The organism is Exiguobacterium sp. s189, from assembly GCF_018617615.1.
GTDB classification, from domain to species: domain Bacteria; phylum Bacillota; class Bacilli; order Exiguobacteriales; family Exiguobacteriaceae; genus Exiguobacterium; species Exiguobacterium aestuarii_A.
Genome location: NZ_JACSKM010000011.1, coordinates 1 through 13,816 on the forward strand (window position 1 = coordinate 1; position 13,816 = coordinate 13,816).

Consider the following 13,816-nt stretch of genomic DNA (forward strand, 5'->3'; position numbering starts at 1 on the left):
AGGCTCGATCAGAGCGCTTCATGACCCAAAATACGACAAAACGCCCGTTTCAGACGAAATGAAACGGGCGTTTTGTCTACAGTCTGAAACGATGCCTCTCAGGCATCGTTTTTTTAGTCTAACGTATGAATCGCTTTATGACAGGTCGGACACACCCAAATTCCGTGGTCATCTTGCAGATGATACTCCATCAGTTTCGATGCATCGTTTCCGTATCGTTCGAAAAGATTGATCTCACAAACCGAGCATGTTGTCACCGGAGCGTACGGGGCGACAAGCTTCTCCCGAAATAAATGCGCTTCATAATTCTCTTTTGTCCATTTTGATGAGGGGACATGGCACCCATCTATCCATTTCTGATGAATCGACTCGTACTGTTCATCCGCTTCATACATCCCTATCTTCATAAGCGGGTGGTGAAAATGAAGTTGGATTAAATCGACCAAACTGTACGTCGCCACTTCTTCCTTTTTAGCGCCAAGCCAGTATGGGTCGTCAGGTTGCTCGATCAATTCCTCTAATAATACCTCTGCCTCTGCCACGATCCCATGCCCGATCACTTCGATGAACGCGGTCGGGGTCGTCACGGACCCTTTCACATAAACGGGACTTTGTTCAAGAAAATAGGTCGGGAATGCGTTCCAGACATCATATTGATTTGGGTCGACCTGAAGGATTGCCATCGTTTATTGATGAGAAAGCGTGAAACGTTCACGCCATTCAGGATCAAATTGATTCGCACGGAACATCTCGATCTCTTGTTTATAAGGTGCCACTTTCGTTTTTTCACTAACTGGAATATATGGCGTCTCTAAAATTTTTGGGAGATGTGCAAATGCCTCATGATGAATGATTCGATTTAATGTATCGAATCCAATCTCACCATACCCGATATTTTCGTGCCGGTCTTTTCTCGCACCGCGCACGTTTTTTGAATCATTCACATGAATTACACCGAGACGGTCGAGACCGACGATCCGATCGAATTCTTCAATCACACCATCTAAATCACCGACCAAGTCGTATCCTGCATCATGTACGTGACACGTATCGAAACAGACAGAGAGACGGTCATTGTGTGTGACGCCGTCTATGATTGTTGCCAATTCTTCGAACGTCTTTCCGAGCTCGCTTCCCTTCCCTGCCATCGTCTCAAGCGCAATCTTAACCTGTTCGTCACCAGTCAACACTTCATTCAGTCCTTCAATGATCCGGGCAAGACCAATGTCTTCCCCGGCACCAACATGAGCCCCTGGGTGAAGAACGACATGGCGAGCAACTTGGAGTGCTTCAGCACGCTTCAACTCTTGTGTCAAAAATGAAACGGCCAATTCGAACGTCTCAGGTTTTGTCGTATTTCCGAGGTTAATGATATAAGGTGCATGGACGACAATCTCTTCGATATCGTGAGCAGCCATATGTGTGAGTGCAGCCTCGATATTCAAATCCTCAATCGGCTTTCGACGTGTATTTTGAGGAGCTCCCGTATACACCATCATCGTATTCGCCCCATATGAAACAGCCTCTTCACTACCTGCAAGTAGCATTTTTTTACCTGATACCGAAACGTGTGAACCTATTTTTAACATCATCATCTTCCCTTCATAAGCTTCTATCTTCAGTTTACACAAAAAGAAGAACCGACTCCAAGAAGTCGATTCTTCAAACGATTAACGCTTGTTTTTCTTACGAGCAGCACGACGATCCGAGCGCTGCTGTTGCATGTGCTCGCGTGAAGCCGTCTCTTTTAACTTATACTTAAATTTCTTCTTATAGCCAGGTTTGACTTTCTTCTTCGCCTTCTTGATTTCACCGGCCATACGACTATGTGCCGTATGTGAGACTTTCATCTTCCGGTCCGTTTGGCGACGACGACGTGTTTTGATTGGCTGAATCGAACCATTGCGCAAGTCCACGTGTGTGAATTCGAACCCTCGTTCTTCGAGTCGGTTGATTGGCCCATTTTCATGGTCCTCATACAATGTGTATGCCTCACCTGAAGCACCCGCACGACCTGTACGACCGACACGGTGCGTGTAGAAGTCAAGGTCTTTCGGAATCCCATGGTTGATGACGTGAGAAACGCCTGAGATGTCGATCCCTCGAGCTGCCAAGTCTGTAGCAATCACGTATTGATACTTCGCGTCGTTAATGTCCTTGATGGCTTGTTTACGGCGACGTGCCTGCATGTCCCCGTGTAACGTACCGACATTCAGTCCCGCTTCACGGAATGACGTCTCTAGTTCATCCGCTTCTTGCTTCGTATTCGTAAATACGAGACAGACGAACGGATTGATTGCTTTTGCAATTTCAACAGTCAATTCCTTACGATCACGGTGTCGTACCGGGATGACGTGGTGCTTGATTTTTGGTGCGACACGATGTTCTGGGCTCGCTTCAGCAAAGCGCGGGTCGTGCAAGTAACGCTTCAAGAACGGCTCGAGCTTCTCAGGGATTGTCGCTGAGAAGACCATCGTTTGAAGTTTTTCTGGAAGTGATTGCGCGATGCGGTCAACTTCCGGCAAGAATCCCATATCGAGCATTTGGTCAGCTTCATCGACAACGAAATGTGTCACTTTATGCGGGAACAATGCTTGTGCTTTCATTAAGTCAAGGATTCGTCCCGGTGTCCCGATAATGAGTTGTGGTGGATTTTTCATCTTATCGATTTGACGTTCGCGGTCTGTTCCTCCGACAATCAAACTTGATTTGATGTAATCCGGATTCTTAATGAGGATTGATTTTAATTCTTCATGAATCTGCCATGCGAGTTCACGTGTCGGAGCGACAACGATCGCTTGGACAGATTCCTCTTCTGGGTTGATCGCTTCTACGATCGGTAATAGGAACGCAAGTGTTTTCCCCGTTCCTGTTTGTGATTTCCCAATAATATCTCGACCATTCAGTGCAGCCGGAATAATCCGTGCTTGTATATCGGTCGGTTTCGTGATGCGTTTTTCTGTTAACGCATCGATCATAAACGGTAGCAATTTGAACTGTTGGAAGCTGTTCAATCGATACACCTCCTGTTTCTTTCCACTTTTCCTAGCATAGCGGAATCAAATCATTTGTCAATCAATCTTTTGCCACGCCTTCATATAAATAACTCGATGAATAATAATGCTTGGCAATTTTCTTTCCATTTAAATGTTGTTCGAGCGCTTTGAAGCCGACTTCCATCATCTCGTTCGGCGACTGAACGACAGTCGCATTGACCTTCCCATTTTGAATGAGTGGATAAATATCAGAAATGCCATCCACCGATACGATCGTCTTGTCCGATAAGTCATGACTTTCTAAAGCTCGAACGACACCGAACGTATTATCGTCATTGTGCGAAAAGACAGCATCAAATGGAATTTCTTCTTCTAACCAACGTGACATTTCAATCTCTGCTTGGAACGTATCATAGTTCCCCGTGATGGAGGCAATGATTTCGAATTGGTCGGCATTCGCTTTTTCGTACTCCCGAATCCCAAGACTGCGATCCATCGTGGAGCGTACCTTCGGCGTACCCCTCACCTCGACGACACGAATCGGTCGATCGAGGTCACTATATTTCGCGGCAATTTGTTCCGCTGCCATCCGGCCGATATCGACATTGTCGGAGACGACCGATGTCAAGACACTCGGATGATCAATCATACGGTCAATCGCAATAATCGGGATATTTTCTCGTTTTGCACGTTCTAACGACGGTTGAATGAATGTGTCATCGAGCGTCGTCAAGAAGATGGCCTCGACACCCCGATCAATCAAGGAGTCCAATTTTTCTTTTTCTAACACGCGTGAATCTTCACTCGTCGTAGGAATCGGGATAAATCCTTTTTGGTTGGCCGTATGAACGAACGAGTCTAACAGCTTGTTCGCATGCTCATGTTTATCGCTGACGAACACGAATCCCACTTCTTTTTCATCTGTTTTTTGCTCCGGTAATTGAATCGATGTGATCAGAAGGATTGTCATGGCCCAAACGATTGGTAACCAGAGCCAATAATGTTTGAGCGTTTTCATGATGGATCTCTCCTTGGAATTTTGATCAACATCGCCGTTCCTTTGTCGACGACGCTATCAATCTCCATCAATCCGTTCACACTCTTCAAGTATTCTTGAATCATGTAAATCCCAAGACCGTTTCCGTTGTCTTTCGTCGTGTTGAATGCCGAACCGACTGTCTTGAGTTGTTCTTCTGTCATACCAATCCCGTTATCTTCAATTAAGAATCGATATTCCTGCTCCGTAAAGAGAACGGTTACGACAACACTTCCCTCTGCACCTTTTGATTCAACAGCCTCGACCGCGTTTTTGAACAGGTTATAGATGATTTGAACGAGCATGTCGAACGAGGCATAGAAAGGAGGCATGTCATTCGGAACGAGTAATTCCCACTTGGTCGGACGCTTGTAACATTCAGCATCCATCAAGAATTCGAGTCGCTTCGCAAAGTCTAACATATCAATCCATTCTTCGTCTCTTCCTGCCTGATCAGGTTTGGCAAGTGTCAGCATCGTCGAGATTAAATCATTCGCCCGCTCCAATTCTTTGATGGCGACGTCTACCATGTCTTTATTGCTTTGTCCTTCTCGTGCCAACTGTAAGGTGATATGGACCGGTGTGAGCGGGTTTCGAATCTCATGGGCAATCCCGGCTGCCAATTGTCCAAGTGACGCTAGCTTTTCTTGATGCAAAATCAATTGTTGCTGGCTCAACTGTTCACGCCTTGATGTTTCCATCCGCTGGGCGTAATCGTTGTACGTATCCAGTAACGTCTCGACTTCTTTTGAACCGGTCCTCTCGAGCGTGATGGCACCGAGTGACTGTTGCTTCTTGATTTGATTGACAAGTTCGACGAGCGGATTCGTCAACGTTCGCGAGAGCAACAATCCGACAAGGATGCTCAAGAAGAACGTCACAAGTGCAATCATCAAGTACTGCCAACGCGTATCGTAGACCGTCTCATATACGGAGTCGTTCTGATGTTTTGCAAGCATACTCCAGCCACTGACTCGTGCATCCGGTTCGTACATCATCGTGTCTTCTTCCGTACTTAAAATTGTACGTGTACTCCGTCCTAGTACGTCGTCAATGACTTCACGTGATACGCGACGTTCTGCATCTGTGACCAAGTTGAACGACGTCGTCAACACTTCGCCTTGTTCATCTAACAGATAAAGAATCATGTCATCATTCGCTGATTCGAGCGACCGACGATACAAATCAGAGTTGAGCACACTGATACTTCCCCCAAAAATACCGATTGGTCGGTTGTCTTCAATGACAGGAACATATAAGAACGTTCCCATATCTCCACTAATCATGATAGGGTCACTCATATATAATTCTTTTCCACTCGCAGTCAATACTTCAGCGAACTTAGGATCACGTTTGATCACAGAAGAGGAAACTTGACGCTCAGAATACCATTTAAACGAATTCTTGCTGACATCATAATAGAAAATCGATGTAAAACTCGTTCGTTGATTTAAATACCCTGTCCGGATACGTTCTTCAATCCACGGTTCGTTTCCGACGTAAGCTCCAAGATAAACCAGGTCCTCATACAATTTACCGAGTCGGGACTCGACATTTTCAATACTATCGTCAATCGCATAGTCAAATTGCTCTTTCGCCAGTTCTTCTGCACGAGACACCGTGACGCGATCAGCAGAGAATGCAAGCGACGAGATAACAAGTGCTAAAATAATGATGATGATAAACGTAATTTGAAAAAAGTATGATTTTTTAAGTTCACGCAACTGTTTCATTCGATTCACGATGTCCCTCCTTTCTAACCTAAAAATTATAGCATGAATACACGCAAATCTTTTCGTATTTTCGAAACAATGTTAGACTAATACGTATGAAAGCACTTCGAAAGGAGCCTTCGTCTTCATATGAAAGTTAAAAAAATTAGTCCACGCGGATATTGCTATGGTGTCGTCGATGCCATGAAACTCGCAAATGAGGCGGTTGCAAATCCAGATTTGCCACGCCCGATTCATATACTCGGAATGATTGTCCATAATCGTCACGTCACACAGGCGTTCGAGGACCTCGGTGTCAAAACGGTTGACGGTGAGGACCGGATGCAGGCGCTTGAAACGATCGACCGCGGAACGGTCGTCTTCACGGCGCACGGGATTTCCCCACTCGTTCGGAAACGTGCCATTGAAAAAGGATTGACGATTGTCGATGCCTCTTGTCCTGATGTCCTCGTCACACACGATTTGATTCGGGAAAAAACGGCTGAAGGATATGATGTCATCTATATCGGGAAACATGGCCACCCAGAACCAGAGGGCGCGATTGGAGTCGCACCGAACCATGTTCATTTGATTCAATATGAACATGAAATCGATCAGTTACCGAGTCGGTTATTCGACCGGAAAATTCTCGTGACGAACCAGACGACGATGAGTCAATGGGATGTCTCTGCACTGATTGAGACGATTCAGTCCCGCTATCCACACGTTGAAGTGCATAACGAAATTTGTAATGCGACTCAAGTTCGTCAAGAAGCCGTGGCCGAACAAGCCGGAGACTGTGAATTATTAATCGTCGTCGGCGATCCAAAATCAAATAACTCGAATCGTTTGGCGCAAGTCTCTAAAGAGATTGCCGGCACAAATGCATATCGCATCGGCGATTTGAGCGAACTTGATTTGAACTGGCTCGAGGGTGTCGAGACCGTCGCCGTGACGTCCGGCGCCTCTACACCGACACCGATCACGAAAAAGGTCATCGATTTCTTGTCACAGTACGATCCAGAAGATTTGAGTACACATGATAAAACACCATATCTCGAACTTCGCAGTATCTTACCGAAAGTAAAGGCATTGCGTAAGTGAACGAATCCCCCATTCTCAACGAGAAAATGGGGGATTTTTTATGTCATCTGAATTGGAACGGGTTCGTGTTCGCTTCGGAGATCATCAACTCGACATCGATTTTCGCTTTCTGAAACTTCTCTGTGAGAATCCCGACCACGCCACGCTTCATGACACTTTCGACGTGGTGTCCTGGGTCGACGACCGCGAGTCCGAGTGCCATCGCATCATGCGCCACGTGGAAGTATAAATCACCCGTTACGTAAGCATCTGCACCTTTGAAATGTGCAGTGGAAACATATTTGTTTCCGTCCCCTCCAAGTACGGCCACTTTCTCAATAAATCGTTTCGGGTCTCCGACGAAACGGACACCTTCCACTCCAAAGCTCGTCTTCACATGGTCAGCGAACGCTTCGAGTGTTACAGGCTGTTCAAGTCGACCGATGCGTCCTAACCCGTATACGTGTCCTTCAATCTCATCTCGAATTAAATCATATGCTACTTCTTCATACGGATGAGCATCTTTCATCGCTTTCAAGACTCGCTTCTTCTGGCTTTCGCGGACGACCGTCTCGATTCGAACCTCATCGACTTGTTCTGTCTCGTGAACTCTACCAATGAATGGTGTCGTCCCTTCAAGAGGAGTAAATTGTCCTTTTCCAGAAACTCGGAACTGACAATCCGCATAGTCTCCGATATGTCCGGCACCTGCTCTGCCTAATGCACGTGACACGTCTTCTGCGTGTGATTCCGGCACGAACACCGTTAATTTATAGACTGGCTCCTCATACGTTGGTACGAGTACTTTTGTGTCGTGCAACCCGATTGCTTCACTCATCCAATCGTTCACACCGCCAACACAAACATCTAAATTTGTATGTGCCACGTAGACCGCGATGTCATGCTGAATACATTTCATCGTGATTTTCCCTGCCGTAGAACGATCATTGACTTGAGATAACGGACTAAAGATAGGCGGATGATGGGCAATGATCAAATCCACCTTTTTCTCAATCGCTTCATCCACGACCGATTCAAGCACATCGAGCGTTACCATGACCCGTTTGACATCTTTATTGAGTGATCCGATCTGCAAGCCGATTTTATCTCCTTCGACTGCTAAGTGTTTTGGCGCAAACTCTTCAAACAACTGGATCACTTGATTGCCGTTCGCCATTACTGACTCACCTCTCTCATTTTGTCACGCATCCGTTTGAATTCGATTTGTTTTTGAACCAACGCCTCTGACTGAATGCCATCTGCCATTTGACCGAGTACATATTCGAGTTTATCCGCTTCACGACTCCACTTCAGTTTGAACGCCTCAGGGCGTTCCTGAATCAAATATGGACCGAATAATAGTTGCCAAGTCCGTTCTGTGAGATCGTCACTATACATCGTTTCAGTCCCTTTTTCGCCGACGAGAATCTCATATACCTTATCATTCTCTTCGACAATCGCTTCTTCGACGAGAACATATCCATTCTCAAGCAACCAACTCCGAACGTGTTGTCCGTCGACATTCGGTTGAAGAATCAGACGCTCGACTGCACCGAGCTTCTCTTTCCCGGATTCTAGAATCGAACGAATCAAACTGCCACCCATCCCACAAATCGAGATACATGTCGCTTCGTCTTCATGTAATACAGCCAGACCATCACCGAGACGTACATCAATGACTTCTCGCGCTCCAATCAAGTCTACTTGTGCTTTCGCAGCTTCCATCGGACCAACATTTACTTCGCCTGCAATCCCCTTTGAAATGATTCCTTGTTGAAGGGCGTAGCATGGCACATATGCGTGATCCGACCCAATATCAGCGAGCACGCTTCCTTTCGGGATATAATCGACAACTTGCTTCAAGCGTCGATCTAAGATGACACGTTCTTGCATGTAAGACAACTCCTTTGTTCTACTTCTTCCCTAGCGTATCGAATTCTTTACACTTCGACAACAAAAAACGCACCCCGCTACGGAGTGCGCCACTTCTTATTGTTCGATCAACCAGTTCGCAAGCACTTCTGCTTCTTCAGCTGATGCAAGACCTGCAGGCATCGCACCTTGTCCGTTGACAATGATGTTTGCGATTTCTTCTGGTGAAAGACGATCGCCGACACCAGTAAGTGCTGGACCAACGCCACCTTCAAGGTTTCCGCCGTGGCAACCTGTGCAACCCTTCGCTGCATATAACTCTTCTGGGTTCATTTCAGTGACTGCTGGACCTTCAGCCGCTTGTTGCGCCTGATTCACACCAAAATACGATAATGATACCATGGCAATAATTGCGACGATTGCGATTGCCGCAAACGGTAACAATGGATTACGCATTGTAGTTCCCCCTCATGTTCATTCCAAATTTCTATCCAACACTATTTTACTCAAAAAATAATAAAGAAGGAAGGAAAATCACTCATTTTCCTTCCTTTCTTCTAAAACTTCACACTTTATTCAAATATGAACTTAATCGAGGAAGTCTTTCAAGCGTTTGGAACGACTCGGGTGACGTAATTTACGAAGAGCTTTCGCCTCGATCTGACGAATCCGCTCACGCGTGACGCCGAACACTTTTCCGACTTCTTCAAGTGTACGCGTACGACCATCGTCTAAACCGAAACGAAGACGAAGGACGTTTTCTTCACGGTCCGTCAACGTATCGAGCACGTCTTCTAACTGTTCTTTTAACAATTCATAGGCTGCTGCATCTTGTGGGGCCATTGCATCTTGGTCTTCAATGAAGTCACCGAGATGTGAATCGTCCTCTTCCCCAATCGGTGTTTCAAGTGACACCGGCTCTTGCGCGATTTTTAGAATCTCACGCACTTTTTCAGGTGTGAGTTCCATCTCTTTCGCAATCTCCTCTGGAGAAGGTTCACGACCGAGGTCTTGGAGCAATTGACGTTGAACGCGAATCAATTTGTTAATTGTTTCGACCATGTGAACCGGGATCCGGATTGTACGCGCTTGGTCAGCAATCGCACGAGTGATGGCCTGACGAATCCACCATGTCGCATAAGTCGAGAATTTGAACCCTTTCATGTAGTCGAATTTTTCGACTGCTTTGATGAGTCCCATGTTTCCTTCTTGAATCAAATCAAGGAAGAGCATCCCACGACCGACGTAACGTTTCGCAATCGAAACGACGAGACGAAGGTTCGCTTCCGCAAGACGTTTTTTCGCTTCTTCGTCTCCTTGCTCGATTCGTTTCGCAAGCTCCGTTTCATCTTTCGCACTGAGAAGGTCGACACGACCAATTTCTTTCAAATACATTCGGACCGGGTCGTTGATTTTAATTCCAGGTGGTACCGATAAGTCGTTTAAGTCGACTTCTTCATCTTCTTTTTTCGCAGGTGTTTCTTCTGCGTCAGCTGCGTCCTCTGTGACACGGATATCTTTCGCTTCTAAATCTTCGATGAAGTTATCAATGAAATCCGAGTCCACCTCAAAATGACTGAGGCGGTCTTGAATTGCTTGCATTGAGACAACGCCTTTTTTCTTTCCTAACTTTTCAAGCTCTTCTATGGCGTTAAATAAATCCTCTTTCTTCTTCTCTGCCATTTAGCAGTTCAACTCCTTCCAAACTTCATCCACGTTCATCGTTCTCGTAGACGACGACTACGGGCAATCAATTCTTGTAGCTTGGACGCCTGGTCAACAATACTTTCGGCGTCTTGAGCGATTTCCCTTTTTGCACGCTCGATTTGACGTTGCTCCTCATAACTGTTTATGACCCGAATGTATTCGTCTAAAACCTCTTCAGACAGTTCATCCGGTCCAGCCATCAGTCGGATCTCCGCAAAACGCATCGCATAATCGGGACGTTGGTCGCAGTAACGCTCCATAAAAGGCAACGTCACTTGATCGAACTCATCTTGTGTCATCGTCTCAGAGACGATTTCATACAATGCCGAACCTAGCATACGATGTGTCTCATCCTGATAACGTAGCCCTAGACGATCGCGTACAAAGCGGACTTGTTCCGGTCCAGTCAACATGGCACGTAACAAATACTTCTCTGCTTTCATCCAGCGGGGTTCACCTGTTTTACTCGAACGCTTTCGTACAGGTTCCGCAGGCTCCATCGAACGGACGGGTGTCGATTCGCTTGACGTCGGACGAGGGATTCTCGAACGAAGCGTCTCAATCGGAATCTCAAATTCATCCGCCAGTTTTTTTACATATAAATCTCTTCGAATCGAATCATTCGTCTTACCGATCTCTTCAAGCATAGATTCAATAAAGCGAATCCGTTCTCCTTCTCGGTTCAAGTTTTTTCCTCGTCTGAGCATGCGATTCATAAAATCAAGCACGCTCATCTGTTCCGTTTCAACAAACTGTTGCCAATGCGACGCCCCGTGTTGACGAATATAATCATCCGGGTCTGTCTTTTCGGGTAACGGTAAAACTTGTACATCGAGCGGAGATGACTCCAATAAGCGAATGACTTTTTGGGTCGCCTCTTGTCCCGCATGGTCTCCGTCATAGCAGATGATGACTTCTTCCACGATTCGTGACAATGCTCTTGCATGTTGTGGAGAGAAGGCAGTTCCAAGTGATGCCACAACTTCTTGTGTACCCGCTTGCGCGACTTGTAAGACATCTACGTTCCCTTCTACAAGGAAGACTCGTTTCTTCTTACGCATTAATGCCCGGGCTTGAGAGAAGCCAAATAGCAATTCACTCTTGTTGAATAACGGCGTTTCAGCCGTATTCACGTATTTTGGTTGACGGTCATCAATCGCACGCCCGCTGAAGCCAACGATGGTGCCGTCTCGATCCGCAATCGGAAAGACGACCCGTCCTTCAAATCGGTCAAAATATTCACCGGATTTGGACTTCGAGATTAAACCTGCCTCAACCATCACTTCTAAATCGAACCCTCGCCGCTCCAACAACTCGACAGTAAAGCGTCGTTGGTCTGGGGCAAATCCAATCTTGTATTGCGCAATCGTTTCTTCCGTTAAATCACGGTTGCGCAAATACGACAATCCCACTTCGCCAGCTTCCGTTTTCATCAAGACTTCATGGTACAAGTCCGCGACGAGCCGATGTGCATCACGCATCTGTTTACGCCATACTTGTTCACGTGTGAGTTCTTCGTCCCCTTGTATACCCTCTACTGAAATATTCGCGCGCGTTGCTAAACGCTCGACTGTCTCAGGAAAAGACAACCCTTCCGTCTCCATCACGAACGTGAATACGTTCCCTCCGGCACCACAGCCGAAACAGTGATACATCCCTTTTTCAGGTGAAACGGAAAAAGACGGTGAGTTTTCGGAATGAAATGGACATAACCCGACAAGCCGATGCCCTTGTTTCTTTAATTCGACACGCTCGCCAATCAATTCGACGATATCGGTCGCTTGCTTCACTTCTGCGATGACTTCATCTGGTATCCGTGGCATCTTGACCACTCCCTGTTTCCAATCTCGCAACGAAACGGAACGCTCATCACGTTCCGTTTCACTGTACTGTCAATACTCTATTATACCCTCTCAAAGCAACGATTACTAATCGAAACACTTATGCAGATTAGTCGTCTTTTGATTGCTCGAGATGACGTAAGATAATACCCGCCGTCTCTTCAACCGCCTTGTTCGTCACATCGATTACATCACAACCGATTCGTTCATAAATCCCACGAGCATATTCGAGCTCTCGATTGATTCGTTCAAGTTGTGCATAGTCCGCTTCCGGCTTCAAACCGAGTGACTTGAGGCGCTCCATTCGAATCGAAATCAACTTCTCTGGAGAGATGATTAACCCGACACACCGTTCTGCCGGTAAGTCGAATAACTCCTCCGGAGGTCGTGATTCTGGTACGAGTGGGACGTTCGCGACTTTATATCGCTTCAATGCCAAATACTGAGACAGTGGTGTCTTCGATGTTCGCGAGACGCCGACGAGTACGATGTCGGCTTTTTTCAGACCTCGCGGGTCTCGACCATCGTCATATTTGACGGCAAATTCCATCGCTTCGATTTTACGGAAGTAATCATCGTCCAAGCGATAGATGAGTCCCGGTTTTTCACGCGGAGCTTCTTTTAGTTGTCCCGCTAATACATCGAGCAAATCACCGAGCAAGTCAACCGTCTTGACCTGGTGTTCTTCCCCAAGTTTCATGAGAAGCGCGCGATGCTCTTCATTGACGAGCGTGAATGCAATGATTGCGTGTTGCGCCTTCGCTTGTGTGACCACATCGATAATCGTCTGCTCATCCTCAACGAATGGGATACGGAGCGTTTCGATCGCATTCTCATGGAATTGGATACTCGCTGCTCGGACGACGAGCTCACACGTCTCCCCGACCGAGTCACTTACCACAAAAACGAGTTGTTTCGTAGTCAAATCGGTTTCCTCCTCAAATCGACTCATCGTTCGCTAACGCAATGAGCACCTTCGTCATGTTCGTTTTCGTCATCCGACCGAGAACAATCAATTTGCCATCCTTCTCTTCAACGACCGGCATGGCATCGATTTGCTTCTCAATCAATTTCATTCCTGCACGAATCAATGTCTCGCTTTTCTCGCAAACCGTGATATTCGGCATGCGTGTCATGATGACGTTGACCGGCAATTGATCTAAATCTTGATTCCCAATTGCTGCGCGGAGGAGGTCTTTACGTGACAGTACCCCTACGAGTTCTCTGTCACGTCCGACAACGAACAGCGAGCCCACATCTTCTAAGAAGAGCGTGACAATCGCATCATATACCGTCATCTCATCCCGAACGACTTTCGCAGAGGACATAAAATCTCCGACCGTTAAGGAATCTAGCTTTTCGCGGAGCATCGACGAATTCCGTTTGCCAACGAACGTGTAGCCGACGCGAGGTCTTGCTTCAAGTATTCCTGTCATCGTCAAAATCGCAAGATCTGGACGCAAGGTCGCACGCGTCAGCGATAATTCCTGCGCGATTTGCTCCCCTGTAATCGGTCCATTTTCTTTTACAATCTCGACGATTTTTTGTTGGCGTTCATTCAGTTGCATA

The 13,816-nt window shown here is 46.5% G+C and carries 13 protein-coding genes; 1 reads left to right on the forward strand and 12 read right to left on the reverse strand.

The features are described from left to right. Window positions 1-113: 113 nt before the first annotated feature. The 5 genes from KNO99_RS12570 to KNO99_RS12590 all read right to left on the reverse strand — a co-directional run bounded on the left by KNO99_RS12570 (window position 114) and on the right by KNO99_RS12590 (window position 5,765). Entirely contained in the window at window positions 114-683 is a 570-nt protein-coding gene (locus tag KNO99_RS12570) for a hypothetical protein (protein ID WP_214749194.1), read from the reverse strand. A gap of 3 nt (window positions 684-686) precedes the next feature. Beyond that, the gene (locus tag KNO99_RS12575) at window positions 687-1,589 is read right to left on the reverse strand and encodes a deoxyribonuclease IV (protein WP_214749337.1); all 903 of its coding nucleotides are present in this window, start codon (window positions 1,587-1,589) and stop codon (window positions 687-689) included. An 81-nt stretch (window positions 1,590-1,670) separates the two neighbouring features. Continuing rightward, a complete protein-coding gene (locus tag KNO99_RS12580) occupies window positions 1,671-3,014 on the reverse strand; it encodes a DEAD/DEAH box helicase (protein ID WP_214693072.1) in 1,344 nt (447 codons plus the stop codon). 61 nt (window positions 3,015-3,075) lie between these two features. Then, window positions 3,076-4,014, reverse strand: a complete 939-nt coding sequence (locus KNO99_RS12585) for a sugar ABC transporter substrate-binding protein (protein WP_214749196.1) — start codon at window positions 4,012-4,014, stop codon at window positions 3,076-3,078. Further along, window positions 4,011-5,765, reverse strand: a complete 1,755-nt coding sequence (locus KNO99_RS12590; RefSeq protein WP_251131062.1) for a sensor histidine kinase — start codon at window positions 5,763-5,765, stop codon at window positions 4,011-4,013. Before KNO99_RS12590 ends, KNO99_RS12585 begins: the two co-directional genes overlap by 4 nt. Before the next feature lie 129 nt (window positions 5,766-5,894). On the opposite strand from KNO99_RS12590, the gene KNO99_RS12595 reads away from it, so the two are divergent. Further along, the gene (locus KNO99_RS12595) at window positions 5,895-6,848 is read left to right on the forward strand and encodes a 4-hydroxy-3-methylbut-2-enyl diphosphate reductase (protein WP_214749202.1); all 954 of its coding nucleotides are present in this window, start codon (window positions 5,895-5,897) and stop codon (window positions 6,846-6,848) included. A 43-nt stretch (window positions 6,849-6,891) separates the two neighbouring features. On the opposite strand, the gene KNO99_RS12600 is transcribed toward KNO99_RS12595, so the two are convergent. The 7 genes from KNO99_RS12600 to ccpN form a co-directional block, all read right to left on the reverse strand. Continuing rightward, window positions 6,892-8,004 (reverse strand): Nif3-like dinuclear metal center hexameric protein, encoded by a 1,113-nt coding sequence (locus KNO99_RS12600; RefSeq protein WP_214749204.1) that lies wholly within the window; start codon window positions 8,002-8,004, stop codon window positions 6,892-6,894. Then, the gene (locus tag KNO99_RS12605) at window positions 8,004-8,720 is read right to left on the reverse strand and encodes a tRNA (adenine(22)-N(1))-methyltransferase (protein ID WP_214749209.1); all 717 of its coding nucleotides are present in this window, start codon (window positions 8,718-8,720) and stop codon (window positions 8,004-8,006) included. Before KNO99_RS12605 ends, KNO99_RS12600 begins: the two co-directional genes overlap by 1 nt. 96 nt (window positions 8,721-8,816) lie before the next feature. Further along, the gene (gene cccA / locus KNO99_RS12610; protein WP_012726639.1) at window positions 8,817-9,155 is read right to left on the reverse strand and encodes a cytochrome c550; all 339 of its coding nucleotides are present in this window, start codon (window positions 9,153-9,155) and stop codon (window positions 8,817-8,819) included. 132 nt (window positions 9,156-9,287) lie between these two features. After that, window positions 9,288-10,382, reverse strand: a complete 1,095-nt coding sequence (gene rpoD / locus KNO99_RS12615; protein WP_012726640.1) for an RNA polymerase sigma factor RpoD — start codon at window positions 10,380-10,382, stop codon at window positions 9,288-9,290. Window positions 10,383-10,417: 35 nt separating this feature from the next. Further along, window positions 10,418-12,229, reverse strand: coding sequence for a DNA primase (gene dnaG / locus KNO99_RS12620; protein ID WP_214749212.1), 1,812 nt, complete (start codon window positions 12,227-12,229; stop codon window positions 10,418-10,420). Window positions 12,230-12,356: 127 nt separating this feature from the next. Further along, window positions 12,357-13,199, reverse strand: a complete 843-nt coding sequence (locus tag KNO99_RS12625; RefSeq protein WP_214749215.1) for a pyruvate, water dikinase regulatory protein — start codon at window positions 13,197-13,199, stop codon at window positions 12,357-12,359. Then, the gene (ccpN, locus tag KNO99_RS12630; RefSeq protein ID WP_074033362.1) at window positions 13,186-13,815 is read right to left on the reverse strand and encodes a transcriptional regulator CcpN; all 630 of its coding nucleotides are present in this window, start codon (window positions 13,813-13,815) and stop codon (window positions 13,186-13,188) included. Before ccpN ends, KNO99_RS12625 begins: the two co-directional genes overlap by 14 nt. Window position 13,816 lies beyond the last annotated feature (1 nt).